Source organism: Nocardiopsis exhalans, from assembly GCF_024134545.1.
Taxonomy (GTDB): Bacteria; Actinomycetota; Actinomycetes; order Streptosporangiales; family Streptosporangiaceae; genus Nocardiopsis; species Nocardiopsis exhalans.
Genome location: NZ_CP099837.1, coordinates 7316015 through 7338346, shown reverse-complemented (window position 1 = coordinate 7338346; position 22332 = coordinate 7316015). Strand labels below are relative to the sequence as shown.

Genomic DNA, 22332 nt, shown 5'->3' with positions numbered 1-22332 from the left:
CATCGGGCCGCCCGCACTGTCCCGGGTGACTCCACCACAGAGGCTCGGCAGCCTTCACCCCCACGACACGCGGCCCGGTGAGCGCCGGGCCCGGCCCTCTGCCCACCCTCGTTGCCGCTGTTCCGTCGCCCTCCTTGACCGGCCGCGACACGAGGACCGGTCCGCGCCGGGCTGGGCCCCTGACGCCGTCGATGCCGCTTTTCCGATGGCACGAATGACCGGCCGCGACACGAGGTGCGCTGGGCACCCGGGGTGGGGGCACCGGCCGAAGGCCGAGGTGGTTCGGGGTTGGATCCCGACCACTTATCCCCCCGTCTCCCGATATCCGTCCACCGCCGTCGCAGCGAAGCGGATCAAGGTGAAGCGCCTGATGAATCGGCGAAGCAAGGCCGTTTAGTTAAGGAACACGCTGGGCTGTCAACTCCACCCCCGCCCACCGCAGAGCCAGGGTGTATCGGCCATGCGCGGTCCGTTGCAGGAACCCCTCCTGGACCCACACCCCCATCTGCGTGGCCAGACTCCGATAATGCGGATAATCCAACGCCCGAGCGACCTCGATCGGACTCCACCCCCGACTCAGGTCCGAGCCCAACAGGCGCATCGTGCGCTCCTTGGACCCACCGGGCCGGATCCCGGGCACCATCTTGGCCGCGGGCTGTTGGGGCCCCGCCACGGCCTCGGGCGCAGGGGCCAAGATCTCCAACTCCAGATCCTGCACCCGATCGGTGGTCAGGGGCCGCTCGGGGTCGGCTTCGCGGTAACGCCGGTGGGAACACTTGAGCTTGCGTGCGCTGATCCGAGCACGGCGGGCCGGGAGCAGGTTCTCCCGTACCGCTTGGACTATGCCCCCGCCTCGGCCGGGGGCGTCTTGGTCGGGCAGCACCTGCTGGGCGGTGATGACCTGGCAACGGGCGGTGTTCAGGGCGGTGGTGAAGGCGGCCCGATCGGCGTGGGTGCCTGGCCGGGACTCCACCGCCTCGACCATGGGCATGCGCAGCGCCTGGTAGAGCACCAGCAGGGCCCACACCTCCTGCTCCAGGCCGGCCGGGTCCTGGGAGCGCAGCACACGACGGTGCAGCAGGGTGTGTCGTAGGGAGTAGAAGGCCGATTCCACCTCCCAGCGTTCGTGGTACAGGGCCAGCAGTTGCCGGGCGGGGTCGGTGCGGTGGTCCAGCAGGGTGGTGGCCAGCCGGTACACGCCCCTGACCTGTGTCCCGTCCTGGGTGGTGGCGGTGATGCGGGCTTGGACGATGCGGAGTTTGAGCCCGTCCAGGTGAGTCAGGTAAGAGCCGTCCGGGAGCAGGGTTTCCACCCGGGGGCGGCGGTGTTCTCGCAGGCGGATCAGGAGTTGGGCTCCGGTGTCGGCGACCTCGCCCAGGAAGGTGTTGCCTTGGTAGGCCTGGTCGGCTAGGACCAGCATCTGGGGGGTGAGCCGGTCGAGCAGGGTGCGGGCCTGGTCGGGTTCGCCGCTGGGGGCGCGGGTCAGGGTGGCGCCCAGCAGGGAGCGGGTACCGGTCTCGCACAGGGCGGTGATCTGCAGGCGGGGGTAGCCTTCCGTGCCTTGCTGGTAGCAGATCTTGCGGAGCCAGGTGAGGTTGCGTGCGCTGTCGGGGGCTTTGATCGAGTGGCAGGCGTCGAAGGCCACGGTGCGCCAGTGCCGGTAGCGGGTTCCTGGGGTGGTGGGTTGGGCCAAGGGAGCCGCCAGGGTCTGGAAGAGGGTTTTGAACGGGGTGGGGCCCAGGCGTCGGCGCAGGTGCACGAGCGCGGCCTGGCTGGGGCGGGGCAGGGGCAGGCTTTGCAGGCCCGCTACGAGGGTGTCCCAGACGCGGGCGTATCCCAGGTGGGGGAACAGGTTCAGGGCCAGCACGAAGTAGACCCCGACCCGTGAGGGCAGAGCGCGCAGTCGTTGTTGCTGGGTGCGGGTGTGTTCCAGGACGGCGTCGATGAGGTCGAAGGGCAGGTAGCGGGTGAGTTCGCCTAGGTGGCCGGGGGCGTAGATACCGGCGGCCACGGTGATGGTGCGGGTGTGGGTGTGGGAGGTGGTGGCATACTGGTCGGGCAACGGGGCCTCCGGGGCAGGTGGATCTTGGTCGATTTCCTGCTTTTATCGGAGGTCCCGTTCTTTGTGTTGGGTGGGGTGGTGCTACGGGCTTGACAGCTGGCTTGGAGCGCTAACTAAACGGCCTTGATCGGCGAAGCCGCGACGGCGACGACCTTGACGCGCGCAGCGGAGACGGCCACCATCGAGCGGCGGGAAACGGGGAACCTCCACCTCATGGCACCTGACCAGACCCTCAGGTGGTTGCCGGGGTCCAGGGAAACCGGCGTGAGGATCAGCGGATGCCGCTGCCGGGGTGCTCCTGGTCGTAGGACTGGCGGGCCCGGGCGATGGTGTCCCGGTGCTCCAGTGACCACTCGGCCAGGGCCTTGACGAGATGGGTCAGGCCGGCGCCGGTCTCGGTGAGCCGGTAGTCGACCTGCGCCGGCACGGTCGGGTAGACGGTGCGTAGGACCAGACCGTCCCGTTCCAGTCTGCGTACGGTGAGGGTGAGCATGCGCTGGGAGATTCCGTCGACGGCGCGCTGGAGTTGGCGGAAGCGGCGCGGGCCGTTGGACAGCTCGACGATGACGAGCACCGACCACTTGTCGCCGACCCGGTCCAGGACATCGCGGATCCCGCAGTCGGGATGTTCCGGTTGACCGCACGGTTCGAGCTCGGCGGCCCCGACGGCCTCGACGGTTACCTCGGTGTGCCCCGGTGACATTGAAGTGCCTCCTTGTGCGCCGAGCGCGCCCGGCTCAGGATCGTTGATGGTTACTGAAGAGAACCACGACAGGGAGTGTGCCGCAATGATCATGGTGACCGGGGTGAACGGGCAGTTGTCCGCCCTCACGTTGGCGGAGTTGGCCCGGCGGAAGGCGCCTGTGGCGGGCGGGAGCCGCACCCCCGCGGTCGGGCAGCGGTATCTGGACTTCGACCGGCCGGACAGCCTCGATCTGGGCGGCGTCTCGACACTGGTGCTCGTCTCGGCCGGATACGCCGAGGACGACCAGGTGATCGCCCGGCACCGGGCCGTGGTCGACGCCGCGGTCCGGGACGGGGTGGGTCACGTGGTCTACACGAGCCTGACCGGAGCCGGGGACCACCTCGGGTTCGCGCTCGCTCACCGGGCCACGGAGCGCCTCGTCAGGGACAGCGGGTTGGCGTGGACCATCCTCCGCAACGGCCTCTACGCCGAACTGTTCGGCGCGCTGCTGACCTGGACCCCCGAAGGGCTGGAGTCCGCCTTCGGCTCCGGTGCCGTGGCCGCGGTCGCGCGTGCGGATCTGGCCTCCGCCGCGGCGGCGGTCGCGGCTGGACCCGGGGCGCATGCGGGGAGGGTCTACGAGCTCGTCGGGGAACCGATCAGCGCGACCGAGGTCGCCGAGAGACTCGGGGTCGCCCACCGCACCATCGGCCTGGGTGAGTACCGTTCCCGGCTGCTGCGGGAGACCGCTCTGCTGCCGTTCCAACCGCCGATGCTGGCCTCGATCGCCAGCGGGATCCGGCACGGCTTCCTCGGCGGTACCGGCCCGGAGCTCCGGGCCCTGTTGGGCCGACCGGTCACCGATCCGCTGGCGGTCGCGGTCGAGGCCGCCGCCGCGCTGCGCCCGGCTGCGACGCCTGCCCTCACGTGAAACGCGCGAGGGGCGGGACGACGGATCGTCCCGCCCCTCGGCGGTGGTTTCTCAGTACCGTTCCGCCTTGGGCGGCACGGCGGGCCGCAGCGGCCCGGGAAGGCTTAGAAGGCCTCCTCGGGGACCTCCATGACGCCCAGGTTCACGGTCTGGGCGATCTTCAGCTCGGACTCCACGCGCGGCAGGAACTGCTCGGCGAAGAAGCGCGCGGCGGCGATCTTGCCGGTGTAGAAGTTCTTGTCGTCGTCGCTGGCGCCGTCGATGCTGTTCAGCGCGATCTCGGCCTGACGCAGGAGCAGCCAGGCGAGGACCACGTCGCCGAAGGCGAAGAGCAGGCGGACGGAGTTCAGGCCGACCTTGTACAGCTCGCGGGAGTCCTCGGCGGAACCCATCGCGTGGCCGACCATGATCTCGACGATCTTCTCGGTCTGGCCGAGGGCGGTCAGCAGGAGCGCGCGCTCCTCCTTGAGCTGGCCGTTGCCGGCGTCGCTCTCAGCGAAGGCCTTGATCTCGGCGGACAGCTTGCCGATGGCGGCGCCACCGTTCTTCACGATCTTGCGGAAGAAGAAGTCCTGGGCCTGGATCGCCGTGGTGCCCTCGTACAGGGTGTCGATCTTGGCGTCACGGATGTACTGCTCGATCGGGTACTCCTGCAGGAACCCGGAGCCGCCCAGGGTCTGCAGGGACTCGGCGAGCAGGGCGTAGGAACGCTCCGAACCCACACCCTTGACGATCGGCAGCAGGAGGTCGTTCATGGCCTCCAGCTCGGTGACGTCCTCACCCTTGGAGTGCGCGATCTGGATCGCGTCCTGCTGGGTGGCGGTGTAGATGACCAGCGAACGCATGGCCTCCACGTACGCCTTCTGCGTCATGAGGCTGCGACGCACGTCCGGGTGGTGGGTGATGGTGACCTTCGGGGAGTTCTTGGCCCCGGCGAGGTCGTTGCCCTGCACGCGGTTCTTGGCGTACTCGAGGGCGTTCAGGTAACCCGTGGACAGGGTGGCGATCGCCTTCGTCCCGACCATCATGCGCGCGTACTCGATGATGAGGAACATCTGGCGGATGCCGTCGTGCTTGTCACCGACGAGGTAACCGATGGCGGGGTGCTTGTCGCCGAAGGTCAGCTCACAGGTGGTGGAGGCCTTGAGGCCCATCTTGTGCTCGACGTTGGTGACGTAGGCACCGTTGCGCTCGCCGAGGGAACCGTCCTCGTTGACCAGGTACTTGGGCACCAGGTAGAGCGAGAGGCCCTTGGTGCCGGGGCCGGCGCCCTCGGGGCGGGCCAGCACCAGGTGGAAGATGTTCTCGGTCATGTCCTGCTCGGCCGAGGTGATGAAGCGCTTCACACCCTCGATGTGCCAGGTGCCGTCACCCTGGTCGGTGGCCTTGGTGCGGCCGGCGCCGACGTCAGAACCGGCGTCGGGCTCGGTCAGCACCATGGTGGCGCCCCAGCCCTTTTCGATGGCCTGCTCGGCGAACTTCTTCTGCGCCGCGTTGCCCTCGGAGTGCAGGATGCTCGCGAAGCCGGGACCGGCGGAGTACATGTGGATGGAGGGGTTCGAGCCCAGGATCAGCTCGGCCGCGGACCACACCAGCGAGCGGGGGGCGCCGAGGCCGCCGAGCTCCTGGGGAAGGTCGAGGTTGTACCAGCCGGCGTCCATGTAGGCGTTGTAGGACTTCTTCAGGCTCTCGGGGAGCGCGACCGTGTTGGTCTTGGGGTCGAAGACCGGGGGGTTGCGGTCCGCGTCCTCGAAGGACTCGGCGACGACACCGGTCGCGAGGCGGTTGATCTCGTCCAGGATGGTGCGCGCGGTCTCCTCGTCCAGCTCCTCGAACGGGCCCTCGCCCAGTACGTCCTGGCGCTTGAACAGCTCGAAGAGGTTGAACTCGATGTCGCGCAGGTTGCTCTTGTAATGCGTCATGGACAGCTCCGCTTTGTGTCCCCGGCCGCGGTGTCTGTACACGCGGATCTACCGACTAGTAACAAGTCAATGTTACTACCCAGTAGCCCAAGATGCCAGTGACGATAGACACTTGTGTCCCCAAGGTCAGGCCAAGAGTGCGAACAGCCTGTTCAAGAGCTTGCTTCGGAATGTCCGGTCATGCATGGATGCGCTCCCAAAACAATCGTGCACGAACGCGGAGGGTGACCGGGAGGCGGGGCCGACTTCCGCGAGCCGGTCTCTTCACGGTGGTCTTGCCGTAGTAACGCTCCCGCAGGCGCAGGCGCAGGCGCAGGCGCAGGCCCGGGCCGAGGCCGCCAGCGGTCATGGAAGGGACGGCTCCCGCTGATGCTCCGGGGCCCGCTCCCACGGAGAGCGGGGTGAGCGCGGATACCTCCGCGACCCCTCCCCGTCCCCGTGCCCTACCCGGGCTCGGGGAAGCCCTCGGACCCCGGGCACCGAATCCGTTCGCCGCTTTCCGTGACCACCAGGAGCCCCGGTCCGGGGTGGTCTTCGCCCGCTTATCCTCTGAGGTGCACCGACCCCGAACCTGGAGCGCTCACGATGCTGGAACTGCTGCCCGGACTCACCCAGATCTACGAGGGGTGGGCGCAGCACTACCCGGACGTGCAGCCGCTGACCATCCAGTTCCCGCCGAGCGACTCCGAGCAGGGGATCGACGGCGTGCTCGCCTACCCGATGGAGGGGCACTGGCTGCTGGTCACCTTCGGCCTCACCGAGTTGGGGGAGAAGACCAGCGAGGAGAAGCGCGTCTCCGGCGCCGGGTTCGAGTTCTCCTGCCGCATCCCGCGCGAGGAAGGCGACGAGACCGTACCCGCGTGGATCCTCCGCGTCCTGCACGCCCTGGCCGGGCAGTACGTCGCCGGCGCGCAGCTCGACGTCGGGCACTGGATCATCACCCCGTCCCCGCTGGGCGGTGAGAAGTCCAACGGCGACATGACCTCGCTCGCGATCGTCCCCGACGCGGACATGCGCATCCTGGACACCGACAACGGCCTGGTGCTGTTCTTCCAGGTCGTGGGGCTCATGGCCGAGGAGGGCGAGTACGCCCAGCAGGCCGACACGGTCGCGCCGATCATCGCCCTGCTGCGCGACCGCGACCCGAAGATGCTCACCGACCCCAACCGCGAGACCATCCGCCTCTAACGCTCCCCGGCGGCCTCCCGCGCTGCCTGCTCCTCTTCCCACGCCCGGAATCGCGGCCCCGCCAGCACGCACACCGCCGCCGCGACCAGGAACAGGGAGCCCGCCACCAGGAACGGCGGCCGCAGCCCGAACACCGAGGCCAGCGTGCCGCCCAGGAGGGCACCCAAAGCCAGCCCTGACATCCCCAGCAGACGGCTCACCGACCCGGCCCGGCCCATCAACCGGGCCGGGGTGGCCTTCTGGCGAACCGAGGCGGCCAGCACGTTCCACACCACCGCATGGCCGATGTAGACGGCGAGCAGCAGCCCGACCACCACGGCGTGGTCGGTGAACGGCACCGCCGTGAACGCCAGGGCCCCGGTCAGCAGCGCACCGGTGATCGAGCGGTGGTAGCCCCACCGGGCGCGGACCTTCTCCGCGACCCACGCCCCCACCAGCCCGCCCGCCGCCGAGGCCGACAGCAGCAGCCCGTACCCGGTGGGCCCCAGCCCCAGCACCTGTCCCGCGTACAGCACCAGGTACGAGAACGGGATCATGTACGCCACGCTGGCGAGGGCACTGATGACCACCAGCGTCCGGACCACCGGGTTCCGCCACACCCACACCGCGCCCTCGCGCACCTCGGAGAGAACGCTCTCCCGCGGTCCCCCCGCTTGCCGGTAGTCACCCCGCAGCGAGTAATAGGCGATGCCCGCCGCGAGGAAGGCCAGGGTGTTCGCCGCACTCGGCGCCAAAGCGGCGGCGGCGAACAGGAACCCGCCCAGGGGCGGCCCCACGAACTCGTCCACCACGATCTGCGTCCCGGCGATCCGCGAGTTCGCCCTGTCCAGACCCTGCGGTCGTACGGCCTGCGGCAGGACGGCGAAGGCCGAGCTGTCCGAGACCGTCTCGACCACACCCATCACGGCGAACACCAGGTACAGGACGATCAACGGTGCCATGTCCAGCGAGACCAGCAGCGTGAGCACGCCGAACACCACAGCCCGCGAGAAGTTCGACAGATAAAGGAGCCGCCGCCGGTCCGCCCGGTCCACGAGCACCCCGATCCCCAGCACCGCCAGCACCCGGGGAACGGTGTAGGCCACGGTCAGCCCGGCCACGGCCAGCGGGTTCTGCGTGACCATCGCGGCCAGCAGCGGCAACGCGACGAAGGTGATGCCGTCCGCCAGGTTCGAGGAAGCGTTCCCCACCCAGATCCGTCCGAACTCCGGCCCCAGCCGCATAGGGCGCACCTTCCGTTGGCGTCGCCGGAACCCTAAGCGCCCGCGCCCGCCCCCGCACCCCGTTTTGCCGCGCTGCGACAGCCGTTGCGGTAGGCCGCTTGCCTAGCTAGCCGGGCAGACGTTCGCTCAGGACTCGGTCGAGCGCCGCCCGTCCCGCCGGACCCCACGCCGGTTTGCCGCCGGGCAGGCCGCGCTCCCCGTTCTGGCCCATCAGCATCAGGAAGAGGCTCTTCATCGCGGCCAGCCCGCGGGCGCGCCGGACCGTCGCCTCGTCAGCTTCCGCGTATGCGGCGAAGAAGCGTGCGGTCGCGCCCGCGGGCAGCAGCACCCAGGCGGCCGCCAGGTCCGAGGCCGGGTCGCCGACGAACAAGTCGCCGAAGTCGACGACACCCGCCAGCGTCCCCTCCGCGACGACGACGTTCGCGGGATGCAGGTCGCCGTGCACCCACACCGGCGGACCCTCCCACGCGGAGGCCGCGACGGCGTCGTCCCAGACGGCCCGGACGTCGGCGGCGTCGGAGCCGATCGCGTCAGCGTCGACGGAGTGGAGGAAATGCTCGAAGCCTTCCGTGCGGTCCTTGGGCTGCGCGCCGCGGCCCGTGTCGACCGGTGCGTCTGCGGGCGCCGGTACGTGCAGCGCCCGGAGGAACGCCGCCAGGGTGTCGGCCGCGTGCTCGCCGCGAGTGATCGACCCGCGGTCCAGCGGCAGACCCGGCACCCATGTCATGACCGTCCACAACTTGGGGAAGCGCTCGGAGGGCACACCGCTGCGCACCGGGACGGGGACGGGCAGCGGCAGGCGCGGGGCGAGCATCGGCAGCCACCGACGCTCCTTGAGCTGGTGTTCGGGGTCGGTGTCCATGCGCTGGATCCGCACGGCCAGCTCGTCCCCGAGGCGCCACATCTGGTTACCCCACCCGCCCTCGACTTCTCGGAGGGGCAACCCGGCCAGGTCCGGGTGCTGGTCCTGCAGCAGGTCGCGGATGAGATCCGCGCTGATCTCGATCTCGGTCATGCGGAGGAAGGATACGGGGACCGACCGCGCCCCGCCCGCGGAGCCGATGGCCGAGGATTCACCCCTGGAGGACGCCGAGCTCCTCGCCAGCGTCCTCGTCTACTGGGACGCCAGCCACATCACCACCACCTACATGCGCACCCTCGCCCCCGAGCTGGAGAGGCGCCTGCTCGTCAGCACCTCCTTGTGACGTGCCCGTGTGACGCACGGGACTGGTGGGTAGCCTCACCGACCACCACACCGTGCCGAACCTGGGAGTGCCGATGCCGTCCGACGAGCGACTGGTCCGGGTCGGCGACGTGGAACTGTGCGTCCAGTCCTTCGGGCGGGAGGGGCATCCGCCGATCCTGCTGATCGCCGGGAACCAGTCCTCGATGGACTGGTGGGAGGACGGGTTCTGTGAACGCCTGGCCGCCACCGGACGCTTCGTCGTGCGCTACGACAGCAGGGACACCGGGCGCTCGACCCGGTTCCCGGTGGGGGATCCGGGCTACTCCGGAGACGCGCTCGTCCACGACGCCGTCGGTGTGCTGGACTGCCTGCGCCTGCCCAGAGCCCACGTCGTGGGCATCTCCTCCGGCGGCGGCATCGCCCAGTACCTCGGCGTGCGCGACCCCGACCGGGTCGCGTCGCTGACCCTGATGTCCACCACGCCGGTGAGCCCCGGGGCGCAGCATCCGGACCTGCCGCCGCCGACCGAGGCCGTCTCGCGGTCGTTCGCCGAACCCCTGCCCGACCCCGACTGGAGCGACCGCGATGCGGTGGTGGACTACATGGTCGCCTTGGAGCACATCTTCTCCGGGGCAGCCCCGGTCGACCCGGACCGCATCCGGAGTGTCGTGACCCGGTCGATGGAACGCGGCGGTGACATGGCCTCGGCCGTCAACCACTGGCTGGCCGCCGCGACACCCCTGGGCGCCCGGCTCGGCGAGATCACCGCGCCCACCCTGGTGCTGCACGGACGGGAGGACCCACTCTTCCCGTATCCGCACGCCGAAGCCCTCGCCGCGGAGATCCCCGGAGCCCACCTGCACCCGCTCTCCGGGGTGGGCCACCAACACCCTCCCCCTGAGCTGTGGGACGAGGTGGTCGGCGCGATCGCCGCACACACCGCCTCCGACTGAACCCGGCCCGGACACACGAGGGGGCCGCCGCACCCTCGAAGGATGCGGCGGCCCCGGCCTTCGAACGAACTCCTCTGTTACTTCTCGGAGCCCCGTTCGATGGCGGTGCCGATCTCGCCGACGCGGTCGGCGAGCAGGCCCATCGCTCCGATGGCCCTGGTCATCGGGTCGCCGTCGGACCCGCCCAGGGCGCGGCCCCGGCGGAAGCCCTCCTTGACCTCCTGCCAGCGCCGCTCCTGCTCGGGGGTCATCACCCCGCGGAGCTCGGCCAGCTTGAGGAGGTTGGCCTCCGCACCCGAGGTGAGGGTCTGGGCCTCGCCCAGGTAGTGGTCGTCGATGACGGCCTCCACCTCGGCCTCGTTCATGACCGGGACGATCTTCTCCGACAGCCGGTTCATGTTCCGGTACGAGCCCTGCAGCTGGAACGGCGGTTCGGTGCGGGCGTCCTCGGACTGGGCCGCTGAGGCGATGTAGGCCTGGTTGTTGGCCAGCACCACCTCCTGGACCCGCAGCATCTTCTGCAGGACCGACACGATCCGGTCCACCTCGGCCGCCGAGTACGGGTGCTTCAGGCGGTCCGTGCCGACCGAGTCGTCCCCCTGGGCCATCCGCACGAACGTGTACACGTCCTCGCGGTCCCGGGTGGACAGCGGCGACAGGGTCTGGTTGGAGGTGAGCGCGTTCTCGATGTAGCTGAGCGCGAACAGCTCCTCCTTGCCGGACAGCACGTCACCCAGGTTGTACACGTCGGCACGGTTGGCCAGCATGTCCGGGATCCGGAACCGCTTGCCCTGCTCGGTGTACGGGTTACCGGCCATGCAGACCGCGAACCGCTTGCCGCGCAGGTCGTAGGTGCGCGTGCGGCCCTCCCATACCCCTTCCATGCGGCGCTGACCGTCACAGAGGGAGATGAACTTCTGCAGGAGCTCCGGGTTGGTGTGCTGGATGTCGTCCAGGTACAGCATGGTGTTGCTGCCCATCTCCAGCGCGAAGGAGATCTTCTCGATCTCCTGTCGGGAGGTGGCGTCCGGGGCCTCGGACGGGTCCAGTGAGGTGACCGCGTGGCCCAGGGCGGGCCCGTTGACCTTGACGAACACCAGACCGAGACGGCTCGCCACGTACTCCATCAGCGTGGTCTTGCCGTAACCGGGCGGGGAGATGAGCAGCAGCAGACCGCTCTGGTCCGTGCGCTTGTCGTCTCCGGCCGCACCCAGCTGCTTGGCGAGGTTGTCACCGATCAGCGGCAGGTACGACTCGTCCAGCAGCCGGTTGCGGACGAACCCGCTCATCACCTTGGGCTTGTACTCCTCCAGCCGCAGGCGCTCGCGTTCGTTCACCACCAGGGCGTTGCGGCGGCGCTGGAAGTCCCGGTAGGCGGGCACCTCGACGGTACGGAACCGTCGGGTGCGCGGCAGGATCTCGTCCAGCCGCACCTCCAGGGAGCGTTCGCTGATCCGCGGGTGCGAACCCAGCAGACCGGACACGCGCTCGCCCACCGCGGCCGAGGACTCGTACCGGTCCACCGCGGTCCCGGTGAGTTCGATCGCCGCCGCCTCGGGCAGGTCGCCCGGGGCGGGCGGCTCCTCCAGAGTGGCGGCGTACGCCTCCAGCCACGCCGTCACCAGCTGGTGCCGGGCGGCCACGTCGCCGTCGAGCCTGCGCAGGTCCTCCTCGAAGGCCTTGCGCGTGGTCTCCCGGGTGCTGCCCAGGGCCCGGTGGAACCGGTCCAGCAGCTGGCGGGCACCGGCACCGGAGACGAACCCGCGCTCGGCGGGCGTGTCCGCGGCCAACTCCTCGAACAGGTAGTCGCCCACCAGTTCCAGGTCGGCGTCCTGGTGCAGGCCGGTGTCGGTGAGGAAGGTGTCCACACCCTCGGCGAGCTCGGCGCGCAGGCCGTCGATCGCCGCCGACCTGCGGGCCCCGAACACGCTCCGGGCCCGGGCCAGCGAGCCCGCCCGGGTCTTCCAGGCCTCCCGCTGCCCCTTCTCGGTGCCATGTGCCCAGAACAGCTGCGCCACCGCCCGGGCCTGCCCGGGATAGCGCAGCAGACCCGCGCCGGCACGCAGCCGCAGCAGCGCGGAGAGGATGCGGGCGGCGTCGTGGTCGTGCACGCCCCGCTCATAGCCCTCGTCATACCGGGACTCGGCGACCCCGCGCACCAGGGACTGCAGGGAGTCCCCGTTCTCGGCGTGCAGCTCGGCCTCGTTCAGGGCGTCGAGGGTCAGCCCACCCGTCGCCCGCCACCAACCCTCAACGGATGACCTTCGGTCGCTGCCTTCTACCGGAGCGCCCTCCTCGGCCGCGGTCAGGATCGACGTGGCCAGGTACTCGGCCCGGTACACCTGGGGGCTCTCGGAGACCAGCAGCCGGTCCCACAGGTGCTTGGTCTCCTGGAACGCCTCGTCGGTGACGGGCGCCCGGAAGTCGGTGCCGGTGATGGCCACCGACATGTGCCCGTCGTGCGGGGTGAGGGTGAGGTCGATCGGCTGGGTGTTGACCGCGAAGCGGTGCTTGCCCAGCCGGATGGTCTCCCCGCCCGCGCCGCCCTCGAACAGGTCGGTGCGGTCCTGGAGGGCCCGCCCCGCCTCCTGCCGGGCGGCCAGGATCTGGCCGTCCAGCTCCTCGGCGCGCACGGTGTCGCCGAGCTCGCGCATCTCCTCACAGGTGCGGCGCAGCCGCGTCACCATCGCGTCCGAGGCGAAGTAGGTGTTGATGTCCTCCAGCGTGGTCAGTGCCGCGACCCGCCGGTGCACACCCTCCAGGACACGGGCGGCCGACGACGCCAGCCGGTCGGCCCGGCGGGCGCGCTCGTCCACCAGCGCCTGCTTGCGGGTGGAGAACGCCTCGTAGACGTCCTCGCGTTTGTCCGAGAGCTCGGCGAGGAAGTCGTCGAACTCCGCGAAGCGCGACTCCAGGTTCTCCAGCTGGAGCATGATCCGGCCGAGCTGCTCGTCGCAGCGGTCCGGGCTGTCCGCGGCGGCGATCGCCCCGGTGATGGCCTGCCCCAGCAGGGCGAACTCGGCGGCGAACTCGGCCCGGCCCTCCAGGGCGAGCAGCTCCTTGCGCCGCGACTCCAGCGTGGCGCGGGCCCGGTTGACCCCGGCCATCACCTCGCTGATCCGCTCCAGGATGCGGGTGCGCACCTGGGCGTCACCGATGTCGAGGGAGCCGATCACCTCGGTGACGACCTGCAGGCCCTCGGTCTGCTCGGCGATGCGCTCGCCGACCGCGGTGGCCGCGCTGACCGCCTCCAGGGCCTCGGCCTCCTCGACCAGCCGCTCCACATCGGAGTGGTAGCCGTCGAAGGCGTCTTCCTGTTCGAGGAAGGAGACGGTGCGACGCCCGGCGGAGGCGATCTCCTCACCGAGGCTCTCCTCCACCGCGTCGATGCGGCCGGTGTCCGCGTAGCGCATCTCGCGCAGCGTGGCCGCCTGCCCCTGGGCGCGGCGCAGTTCGGTCAGCCGGGTCACCCACCCCTCGGCCGAGCGCGGGGTCTCGCCCCGGGACCGGCGGATGAGCGCGGTGACCTTCTCCTCGGTAGCGCGCAGGTTGTCCGCGGCCTGCCGGGTGAGCTCCTGGACGGTTTCGAACTCGTCCAGGACGCGCTCCGCTGTGGAGCGCACCTCGCCCAGCGGGCCGGCCAGGTCGCCCAGCTCGTCCTCGCCGAGCCAGTGGAACCGGTCCAGGACCCGGCGGCAGGAGGCGATGAGCGCCTCGAACACCTCGGTGGAGGGCCGCATGTCCTCGGCGATCCGCGCCACCGACAGGCATTCGGACACACCCTGGACCAGTTCGGCGTTGCCGATCCGCTCCAGCGGCCCGGTACCGACCGGCTGCGCCGCCGCGTACACGTCGGACACGTACGGGGTCTGCCACACCTGCATCGGGTGTACCCGGGTGGGTTCACCGGAGGTGTCGCGGAAGACCGTCATGGTCCCGTCGTCGAACAGCGAGTAGCCGTGGCAGACGATCGGGTTGGCGACCTCCTTGCGGATGGTGTTGTACGACAGCAGCAGGCTGCGGCCGTCCGTCCGCGAGTGGAAGACGTACAGCACGTCCTCACCGTTGGGCGAGCGCACCACGCGCTCGAACTCGAGGTCGGTGACGTCGGTGTCGAAGGTCCGCGCCACCCCGGTGGACAGGTAGTAACCGCCGGGGAAGATGAGCCCCTGGTCGTCGGGCAGGCGCTGGCAGGACTGGCCGATGCCGTCGAGGCGCTCGACCTCCTTGGTGCGCGTGTTGAAGACCAGGTAGCGCCACGCGGTCTCGTTGTACGGCTGGATCTTCAGCAGCACCAGCGCGCCGACCCGCGCGTGGAAGATCGCCGCGTCGGCCAGGCTCTGCGTCGGTTCGTCGACCGGCTCGCTGTAGACACCCTCGCCGACCTCGGTGTTGTTCTCCACCTTGATCGTGAGGTCGCCGCCGACCGTCTCCACGAACAGCGCGTCACGGATCGAGATGTGCGGGTGCCGCCCCTGGACGTGGTCCTCCCGGGTGGCCTCCGTCCACGCGAAGTCGTGCGCGCGCGGGAACACGTGGTCGCGTTCGCCGCGGTCGTCGAGGTAGGCGATCTCGCCGGTGGGCGCGACCGTCCACCGCAGCACCCGCACGTCCTCGGTGCGCGGGCCGGTCTGGAACACGGCGAGCAGCCGGTCCTCGACCCTGCGCAGCTGGAGCAGACGGGCGTCCCGGTAGTAGCGGTAGAGCTGATCGAACTCCTGCCGGAACTTCTCGTCGGCGATCAGACCGGGGACGGCGTCCGCGGCCGCGTCGGCGAACTCGAAGGAGTCGCCGCCGTGCTCGTACCGGTGCAGGGAGAACACGTCGCAGACGTGTGTCTGGCTCTGCATGCCGATGTAGACGTTGTAGCCGAAGAGGATCATGTCCCCGTCGGCGTCGTCCCCGACGGAACGCCCCACGCTGACGATGTCGCGCGGCACACAGTTGTGCTCGGTGCGGATGCGCTCGGTACCGCGCAGGGAGAGCTCGGTGCCGCCGAACACCTCGAGGCGGCGGTTGTTGAGTTCCTCGGTCCGCCGGGCCAGCTCACCGGTCTGTTCGCGGAGCCGGGCGCGGAGCACCTCGTAGGTGCCCGCGTCCAGCGACCGCGCGTCCTCGGTGTCGGGTCCGGGGCCGTCGGTCTCCTGGGACTGTGTTTCCTGGGAGTGGGCCTCGGTCACGGAGGACTACCTCACTGCTTCACGGGGGCGAGAGCGTTCACGGGAAGCTGGTCCAGGCCCATGGAACGGGCGGTGGTGAGCAGTTTGTCGAGCTTGCCTGCCTCGGGGCCGCCCGCGGCGATGAGCTTGAGCAGCAGGGCGGAGACGGTGAGGTTCTTGACGTCCTCGGTGTCGGCCGAGGCCAGGATCCTCTTGATGTCCTCGGCGAAGTTCCCCTCGCCGCCCAGCCAGCCGCTGCCCAGCGCCTGCACGGTCTCGGAACCGTTGACGAAGCCGTCGACGGCCTTGCCCATGCCGATGGAGTTGACCATGCGGTCGAAGAAGGCGCCGTCGCCGCCGACGATGTTGATGTCGGCGCTCTCCAGACCGGCGGCCATGGCCGTGGCCTGGGCCTCGGCGATCTGACGGTTGACGTCGATCCCGGCCAGGCGGACCTCCTTCTCGGCGTCCAGGCGCAGGCGGTACTCCTCGTGCTCGCGGCTGACCTCGTCCAGGGCGGCCATGGCGGCGGCCTTGTCGGTCAGACCGGCGGCCTCGGCGCGCAGCTTCTTCTCCACGGCGTCGGCCTCGACCTGGGCCTTCTCGGCGGCCACGACGGCCTCGGCGCGGCCGAGCTTCTCGACGGCCTCGGCGTCCTGCTCGCGGACCTGGACCTCGGCCAGACCGGCGGCGGCGGCCTCGGCCTGCAGGCCCTCGGCCAGGCGGATCTTGGCGCGGGTGTCCAGCTCGGCGGCCTGCTGGCGGGCCTCGGCGAGGGTGAGCTCCTCCTGGGCCTTGTGCTTGGCGGCTGCCTCGGCTGCCTCGGCGGCCTTGATGTCCTTGACCAGGTTCTCCTGGGCCTCGGCCTCGGCGTGGATGATGATCGACTGGCGCTGGCGCTCGGCCTCCTCGACGGCGCGCAGCTTCTTGATCGCCTCTTCCTGCTCGGCGACGGTGCGGTCGACGGCGATGCGCTCGCGGACGACGTCGGCGACCTCGCGCTTCTCGCCCTCGACCTCCTTGTCCTTGGCGATGCGGCTCAGCTCGGTCTCGCGCTCGCGGCCGATGACCTCCAGGAGGCGGTCCTTCTCGATGCGCTCGGTCTCGATGGCGATGACGCGCTCGCGGTTCTTCTCGGCGACCGCGATCTCACGCTGCTGGTTCTGGTGCTGGACGCCGAGCTGCTCGTTGGTGCGCAGGTTGGCGGTCTCGGCCTTGAGGCGCTCCTCGGCCTGGACGCGGGCGGTCTCGGCCTCCTCCTGGGCGCGGATGATCTCGATCTCGCGCTTGGCCTTGGCGGTCGCCTCCTCGCGGCGCTTCTCCAGCTCGGCGAGGGTCTCGGCGGTCTCGGTGTTCTGGCGGTCGAGTTCCTTCTTGCGGTCGTTCTCGAACTCGTTGGTGCGCTTGTGCTCCTTGGCGGTGCGCTCCGTGATCTTCGAGATGCCCTGCGCGTCGAGGATGTTGTTGGCGTCGTGCTGGTGCAGCGGGGTCTGCTCCAGCTCGTCGATGGCGACGTCCTCGAGGATGTAGCCGTTGAGGTCGGTGCCGATCAGCGAGACGATCGCGTGGCGGAACTGCTCGCGGTGGGTGAACAGCTCCTCGAAGTCGAACTGCTTGCCGACCGTCTTGAGGGCCTCGGAGAACTTGGAGTTGAAGAGCTCCTGGAGGGTGTCCTGGTCGCTGGCGCGCTCGGTGCCGATCGCCTTCGCGACCTTCTTGACGTCCTCTGCGGTCTCGTTGACCCGGACGTAGAAGAACACCTTGATGTCCGCGCGGATGTTGTCCTTGCAGGTCAGGCCTTCGCGGCCACCCCGCTCCAGAGTCAGGCTCTTGAGTGAGATGTCCATGATCTCGGCCTTGTGCAGGACCGGGAGGACGATGGAGCCGGTGAAGGTGACGTGGACGTCGCGGACCTTGGAGATGATCAGGGCCTTGCCCTGCTCGACCTTGCGGAACAGTCTCGTCACCATCAGCAGGAGGGCGAGGAGGACGACGATACCGATGGCGAGGGCGACGCCGACGGTGATGAAGGCCGCGTCAGCCGCCTCCTGCCCGGTGGAAGGAGCACTCAGGAACACGTAGGGGTCTCTTTCTGCGCAGTGAACGGGGTCGGCTCGGCACCGCGGTGGGGTCGGCGGGTGGAGGGTCACCGGCCCGGAGGCGAGGAGCGTTCGTTGTGGGTTGTGACGCGCCCGGAGGGCGAACGGTTCCGAAACCGGACAAGATCATCCCTGCTCACCATGGGTGAGCTGGGATATGGCCGATGAGCGGGGTATTTCGGTCAGAGATGCCCAGGAATTACAGTCAGGCGGTTCTCGCCGGTCAGACCGTGCTTGCCGGTTAGGACTGCCCGGGGTCGAGCGCGGCGTCGAAGGCGGTCACCAAGAAGACGTCGTCGCCTGGGCTGTGGTCGAAGATCAGCGCGGTACTGCCCAGGGGGAGGACCTCACCGCTGGTGGTGCGTACGGGGATGGAGATGGCGGCGCCGCCCGCGGTGGTGATCTCGGCCTGACCGAAGTCCTCGCGGGCCTCACCGATCCGGATCACGCAGGTGCGCCCGACCAGTTCGTGCTTGGAGTCGCCCCTGCGCTTGGGCAGGAAGCGCTGGAAGCCCATGACCACACCGCTGGTGACCGCCCACGCGGCGACCAGCGCGATCAGCAGGACCACGGCGCCGAGCGCGTACAGCAGCGGCGTGGAGGTGATCTCGATGAGGGTGGTCAAGATGCTTCCCATCATGCTCACGAACCAGGCCACGCAGATCAGCATGGTCAGGGCGACGGTCACGGGGACGCGCCCCAACCCCGCCTTGCTGAGCACCGCGCTCAGCCCGGCCGCGTCACCGTCGGCGTTGACGCTGTCCAGCATCTCGGTGTCGGCGGCGCCGACGACCACGAAGATCCAGTAGCCCAGTACGACGATGAGCAACGGCGTGAACAGGACCGTGGGGAACCCGAAGGCGGTACCCAGGAAAACACCCATCCCGCGCACCCACTCCTTCACGTCTCGCCCCGCACCGGTTCCGGAACTCTACCGAACACCCCAGTTCAGCACGTTCTCCAGGGTGCGCCCTGACCGGTTGTGGCCACGGCCGTCCGGCACCCGGTCCGGACGGGGCCGATAACCTGAAGTGGTGACGGGGACGGAGCGTGCGACCTTCTGCTGCTTTGTGAGCCGTTCTCGTGTTCTGTCGGTGCGGAACCGGTGCCCGAGATTTCACGCATTATTCGAATGTGGCTTTCCGTGATTGGTGTTATGCGGAAAGAAATCTCCGCCAAGAGAGGAGGAGTCCGTGATCGGAAATGCTGAAGAAGTCCACGAAATCGTGCCGCGTCGAGTCCGCCGTCGTGAGAGTTCCGGAGGCGGCTGCCTGGCCGTCCTCGATGACGATCCTGTGCAGGGTGTGGGTGGAGGTCTCCGGTAGGAGGCCGATCAGGAGCTCGGCTGCCGCCTGCGGCCCCCGGGCCAGGCACGGGCCCGGGCCGCGGAACCGGGCCATGGGGTCTACCAGTGAGGCGTAACCCTCGACGTCTCGGCGGTTGAGGTACTCGTAGGAGAGGCGGATGTGCTCGCGCCCGATCGTTGAGGCGAGAGCGCTGACCGCGAGGTCCCGCTGTCGTTCCGCTGGGTAGCCCATGGTCGCTCCGGGGTTGGGGGTGGCGTAGGTCCCCCTAATCATGAAACAATCGGTAATTCGCTCACTATCCGGGGGCTATCTTTGTGTCGGGGTGCGGTTGGCCGCAGCTTGGAAGGTGAAAACCGGCGGCCGGAAAAAGGGAGTCTGTGGTATATATTTGACAGCCATGGCACGCCTATTCCGGGTGGGCATGTTCGTGAATGGGGGCCGTGATCGACGCTGTTCGGACCGCAGGATCGGGTCGTCCTTCACTGCGTTTCCGTATCCTCGGACCTTTGGAGGTCGTCGGGGATCAGGGGCCCGTTCGAGTTCCGCCTGGGCGGCAGCAGGTGGTGCTCTGCTTGCTGCTGCTGGAGATCAACCGTGTGGTGTCCACTCACCGGATCGTCGACGTCCTGTGGCGGCACGACCCGCCGGAGACGGCACGTACCCAGGTCCAGATCTGTGTCTCCCGGCTGCGCAAACTGCTCGGCCCGACGGGTGCCGTCATCGAGACCGTCCCGCCCGGATATCAGCTGATCTCCGACCCTGAGACCGTGGACGCCCAACTCCATTCCCTCCAGGTCAAGGACGCCGCGACCCTGCTCCGCGAAGGCCGGAAGAAGGAGGCCGCGGCACTTCTCCGAGACACCGTCGGCCTCTGGCGGGGCGCCGCACTGAGCGGGGCCGACAACGTGAGCCTGGCTTCCGAAGCGGCGCACCTGGAGGACGAAAGGGTCGACGCCACCGAGGCCTACCTCAACATCGAGCTCGAACTAGGGCGCCACACAGAGCTGGTCTCGGAGATCAGTGCGCTGGTCGAGGCCCACCCGCTCCGGGAGAACCTTCGGGCCCAGCTCATGCTCGCGCTGTACCGGTCCGGCAGACAGGCCGAGGCCCTGGAGGTCTACCGCGCCGGCCGTGACCTCCTCGTCGAGGAGCTGGGTCTGGAACCCGGCCGCCGACTGCGCGACATGGAGAGAGCGGTGCTGGCGGGCGACCCCGCACTCAGCTTCTCGGAGGAGGATCCAGGGCCGGTCTCGCCCGCCCCGGTGACTACTCCGACCGCCGCGGAACCGGTCGCCGAAGCAGTCCCCGTCACGGTCGCGAACGCCATCACCCCGTTCCAACTGCCGACGGCCACAGCGGACTTCGTGGGGCGCAGGGACGTTGTCGACACCGTCGAGTCGACCCTGAAAGACAGTGCGGGCACGGTGGGTGTGGCCGTCCTGCTGGGCCGGGCCGGGGTCGGTAAGAGCTCCACCGCCGTGCGGATCGCCCACGACCTGGCGGACCGCAGCTTCCCTGACGGGCAGCTGTACTGCGACATGCGCGGCAGCCGAGAGGTCCCCCTCGGCCCCGCCGACGTCCTGGCCCGGTTCCTGCGCGCTCTTGGTGTTCCCGGGCAGGGGGTACCCGAGGACACCGATGAGCGCTCCGCCATGTACCGGGGCCTCCTGGCCGGGCGCCGACTCCTGATCCTGCTGGACGACGCCGCTGACGAAAGCCAACTGCGTCCCCTCATCCCCGGTGACGCGGGCTGCGGGGTGATCATCACGTCCAGGGCCCGGCTCACCGGTCTGCCCGGGGCCGTCCGGGTGGAGATGGGAACCCTGTCCGAGAGCACCTCCCTGGAGCTGCTGGGCCGCGTTCTGGGCCCGGACCGGGTCCGCTCCGAACCCGAGGCCGCCCAGGCGCTGGTCCAGGCGGTCGGCCGTCTGCCACTGGCCCTGCGGATCGTCGCGGCCCGGTTGGCGGCCCGCCCGCACTGGCCGATGGCGGCGATGGTGGAGCGCCTCTCCGACGAGCGGCGCCGCCTGGACGAGCTCGCCCACGGTGACATGACGGTGCGCGCGAGCCTGTCCCTCACCCACGACGGCCTCGATGACCGCAGTGCCCGGGTGTTCTCCCTGTTCGGGCTGGCCGAAGGGCCGACCGTCCCGGCCTGGGCGGCGGGTGCGGTCCTCGACGACGACCGCCCCTTCCCCTCGGACATGGCCGAGCCCCTGGTAGACGCGCACATGCTCGACGTGGTGGGGGTGGACCCGGCCGGAGAGCCCGTCTACCGCTTCCACGAACTGGTCCGTGACTACGCTCGAGAAAAACTCGACCAGTGCGAGGACCCTCAGGCGCGGGCGGCGGCCCTGGAACGCCTGTTGGGCGGTTGGCTGTCCTTGCTGGAGGCAGCCAACCACCGGCTGTCGGGGGCCGAGACCTTCCAGGTGCGGGGAGAAGCCCCGCGCTGGAGCCCGCCCCGCAGGTACGTGGACCGGCTCCTGGCCGACCCCTACGTCTGGCTGGAGGCCGAACGCGCCAATCTGCGCCACGCGGTGGCCCAGGCCGCGAAGGAGGGCCTGAGCGGACTGTGTTGGGAGCTGGCGGTGGCCCTGTCCGGTTTCCTGGACCGGCGCGGCTATGTCGACGACCTCGTGGAGGTGTATGACACGGCCATGCCGTTGATGCGGGAGAGCGGTGACCGGCTGGGCGCGGCCGCCCTCGACACGGAGGTGGGCTACCTGCTCCGGGACCGGCACGGACCGTCCACGCGGCAGCGTCTCACGGAGAACGCCCTGGCCGAGTTCGTCGACCTCGGCCACGTGCAGGGAGAGATGCTGACGCTGACGCACCTGGCCTTTCGGTGCAGGGCGGAAGGGGACTCCAAGGGCGCGATCGGGTACGGGGAGCGGGCACTGGCGGGTCTGGTCCGCATCGGTCACCGGGTCGGGCAGAGGCGTTGCCTGCTGCTGCTGGGTTATCTGCGGGTCCTCACGGGGGAGGTCGCGCGGGGCTGGGCGGAGCTGGAGGAGGCCCTGGCCCTGGCCGAAGGGATCGGTGACGTTCGGGGGCGGGCCCAGGCCTACTGGTGGATCGGCCGGGCCCACCTGCATCTGGCTGAGTACGAGTCGGCAGTGGAGAAGCTGACCACGGCCCTGGAACTGGTCCGGCGGATCAACGACCCCAAGGGAGAGGCAGCCCTGCTCGAGAGTCTAGGCAAGGCCTACCTCGCCCAGGGGCAGCGGGAGAGCGGCTGCTCGAACCTGCTCCAGGCACGCTCTCTGTACGGGGAGCTCCGGGATCGGGAGGCCCACGCTTTGGTCGAGAGACTGCTGGCGGACCGGGCCTGACTGCTCAGTTGTCGTTCCAGACGTCGCCGTTCGCCCGCTCGCACGGGCGCAGCGCGATGACGCCGCAGACACCGGCCACGACCTCGTCCGCGATGCGGACCGGGGCGCCGGTCGTGGGGAGCCCGGGGAGAGCGTTCGAGGCGGCGGCGGAGTGGACCGCGGGGGCTTCGGAGGCCGCAGCGGGCGAGGCCCCGAAGAAGGAGAACGCGGCGATGGCGGCGGCAGCGGCGAGGGCCAGGCGGGGGATGTTCATCTCTGCTCCTGCGGTCTGTTGAGCCTGTC

At 69.7% G+C, this 22332-nt stretch carries 15 protein-coding genes; 5 read left to right on the top strand and 10 right to left on the bottom strand.

Features of this window, described 5'->3' with window-relative positions; genetic code table 11:
• Positions 1 to 397 precede the first annotated feature (397 nt).
• Positions 398 to 2062 carry an IS4 family transposase gene (locus NE857_RS32830; RefSeq protein WP_254419098.1) on the bottom strand — a complete coding sequence of 555 codons (1665 nt, stop codon included), beginning with the start codon at positions 2060 to 2062 and terminating at the stop codon, positions 398 to 400.
• A 271-nt stretch (positions 2063 to 2333) separates the two neighbouring features.
• Positions 2334 to 2765, bottom strand: a complete 432-nt coding sequence (locus NE857_RS32825) for a winged helix-turn-helix transcriptional regulator (RefSeq protein WP_254419097.1) — start codon at positions 2763 to 2765, stop codon at positions 2334 to 2336.
• An 85-nt stretch (positions 2766 to 2850) separates the two neighbouring features.
• Between NE857_RS32825 and NE857_RS32820 the strand changes: the two genes are divergently transcribed.
• Positions 2851 to 3678 carry an NAD(P)H-binding protein gene (locus NE857_RS32820; protein WP_254419096.1) on the top strand — a complete coding sequence of 276 codons (828 nt, stop codon included), beginning with the start codon at positions 2851 to 2853 and terminating at the stop codon, positions 3676 to 3678.
• A gap of 104 nt (positions 3679 to 3782) precedes the next feature.
• On the opposite strand, the gene NE857_RS32815 is transcribed toward NE857_RS32820, so the two are convergent.
• Entirely contained in the window at positions 3783 to 5600 is a 1818-nt protein-coding gene (locus tag NE857_RS32815; RefSeq protein WP_026116675.1) for an acyl-CoA dehydrogenase, read from the bottom strand.
• Between the two features lie 585 nt (positions 5601 to 6185).
• Between NE857_RS32815 and NE857_RS32810 the strand changes: the two genes are divergently transcribed.
• A complete protein-coding gene (locus tag NE857_RS32810; RefSeq protein WP_017581519.1) occupies positions 6186 to 6788 on the top strand; it encodes a suppressor of fused domain protein in 603 nt (200 codons plus the stop codon).
• On the opposite strand, the gene NE857_RS32805 is transcribed toward NE857_RS32810, so the two are convergent.
• Together NE857_RS32805 and NE857_RS32800 are read right to left on the bottom strand one after the other, a co-directional pair.
• Positions 6785 to 8011, bottom strand: a complete 1227-nt coding sequence (locus NE857_RS32805) for an MFS transporter (protein WP_254419095.1) — start codon at positions 8009 to 8011, stop codon at positions 6785 to 6787. The two genes, NE857_RS32810 and NE857_RS32805, sit on opposite strands and share 4 nt — an antisense overlap.
• A gap of 106 nt (positions 8012 to 8117) precedes the next feature.
• Positions 8118 to 9026, bottom strand: coding sequence for an aminoglycoside phosphotransferase family protein (locus NE857_RS32800; protein WP_254419094.1), 909 nt, complete (start codon positions 9024 to 9026; stop codon positions 8118 to 8120).
• Here NE857_RS32800 and NE857_RS32795 point away from each other — a divergent pair.
• A complete protein-coding gene (locus tag NE857_RS32795; RefSeq protein ID WP_254419093.1) occupies positions 9025 to 9216 on the top strand; it encodes a hypothetical protein in 192 nt (63 codons plus the stop codon). The genes NE857_RS32800 and NE857_RS32795 overlap by 2 nt on opposite strands.
• Before the next feature lie 73 nt (positions 9217 to 9289).
• Complete coding sequence (locus NE857_RS32790) at positions 9290 to 10150, top strand: alpha/beta fold hydrolase (RefSeq protein ID WP_254419092.1); 861 nt, start codon at positions 9290 to 9292, stop codon at positions 10148 to 10150.
• Positions 10151 to 10227: 77 nt separating this feature from the next.
• On the opposite strand, the gene NE857_RS32785 is transcribed toward NE857_RS32790, so the two are convergent.
• The 4 genes from NE857_RS32785 to NE857_RS32770 form a co-directional block, all read right to left on the bottom strand.
• Complete coding sequence (locus tag NE857_RS32785) at positions 10228 to 15330, bottom strand: DNA repair ATPase (RefSeq protein ID WP_254419091.1); 5103 nt, start codon at positions 15328 to 15330, stop codon at positions 10228 to 10230.
• Between the two features lie 11 nt (positions 15331 to 15341).
• Positions 15342 to 17387 (bottom strand): flotillin family protein, encoded by a 2046-nt coding sequence (locus tag NE857_RS32780; RefSeq protein ID WP_254419090.1) that lies wholly within the window; start codon positions 17385 to 17387, stop codon positions 15342 to 15344.
• Between the two features lie 262 nt (positions 17388 to 17649).
• Entirely contained in the window at positions 17650 to 18291 is a 642-nt protein-coding gene (locus NE857_RS32775; protein WP_254419089.1) for an OB-fold-containig protein, read from the bottom strand.
• A gap of 271 nt (positions 18292 to 18562) precedes the next feature.
• The gene (locus NE857_RS32770) at positions 18563 to 18988 is read right to left on the bottom strand and encodes a nuclear transport factor 2 family protein (protein ID WP_254419088.1); all 426 of its coding nucleotides are present in this window, start codon (positions 18986 to 18988) and stop codon (positions 18563 to 18565) included.
• A 290-nt stretch (positions 18989 to 19278) separates the two neighbouring features.
• Between NE857_RS32770 and NE857_RS32765 the strand changes: the two genes are divergently transcribed.
• Positions 19279 to 22050, top strand: coding sequence for an AfsR/SARP family transcriptional regulator (locus NE857_RS32765; protein ID WP_254422168.1), 2772 nt, complete (start codon positions 19279 to 19281; stop codon positions 22048 to 22050).
• A 4-nt stretch (positions 22051 to 22054) separates the two neighbouring features.
• Here NE857_RS32765 and NE857_RS32760 read toward each other — a convergent pair whose 3' ends face one another.
• Complete coding sequence (locus tag NE857_RS32760; protein WP_254419087.1) at positions 22055 to 22303, bottom strand: hypothetical protein; 249 nt, start codon at positions 22301 to 22303, stop codon at positions 22055 to 22057.
• Between the last annotated feature and the right edge of the window lie 29 nt (positions 22304 to 22332).

Coding starts and splice junctions, on each gene's coding strand:
- NE857_RS32770 (WP_254419088.1), bottom strand. CDS start 18,988: ATGATTAGGGGGACCTACGCCACCCCCAACCCCGGAGCGACCATGGGC.
- NE857_RS32790 (WP_254419092.1), top strand. CDS start 9,290: ATGCCGTCCGACGAGCGACTGGTCCGGGTCGGCGACGTGGAACTGTGC.
- NE857_RS32760 (WP_254419087.1), bottom strand. CDS start 22,303: ATGAACATCCCCCGCCTGGCCCTCGCCGCTGCCGCCGCCATCGCCGCG.
- NE857_RS32815 (WP_026116675.1), bottom strand. CDS start 5,600: ATGACGCATTACAAGAGCAACCTGCGCGACATCGAGTTCAACCTCTTC.
- NE857_RS32810 (WP_017581519.1), top strand. CDS start 6,186: ATGCTGGAACTGCTGCCCGGACTCACCCAGATCTACGAGGGGTGGGCG.
- NE857_RS32800 (WP_254419094.1), bottom strand. CDS start 9,026: ATGACCGAGATCGAGATCAGCGCGGATCTCATCCGCGACCTGCTGCAG.
- NE857_RS32795 (WP_254419093.1), top strand. CDS start 9,025: ATGCGGAGGAAGGATACGGGGACCGACCGCGCCCCGCCCGCGGAGCCG.
- NE857_RS32775 (WP_254419089.1), bottom strand. CDS start 18,291: ATGGGTGTTTTCCTGGGTACCGCCTTCGGGTTCCCCACGGTCCTGTTC.
- NE857_RS32820 (WP_254419096.1), top strand. CDS start 2,851: ATGATCATGGTGACCGGGGTGAACGGGCAGTTGTCCGCCCTCACGTTG.
- NE857_RS32805 (WP_254419095.1), bottom strand. CDS start 8,011: ATGCGGCTGGGGCCGGAGTTCGGACGGATCTGGGTGGGGAACGCTTCC.
- NE857_RS32825 (WP_254419097.1), bottom strand. CDS start 2,765: ATGTCACCGGGGCACACCGAGGTAACCGTCGAGGCCGTCGGGGCCGCC.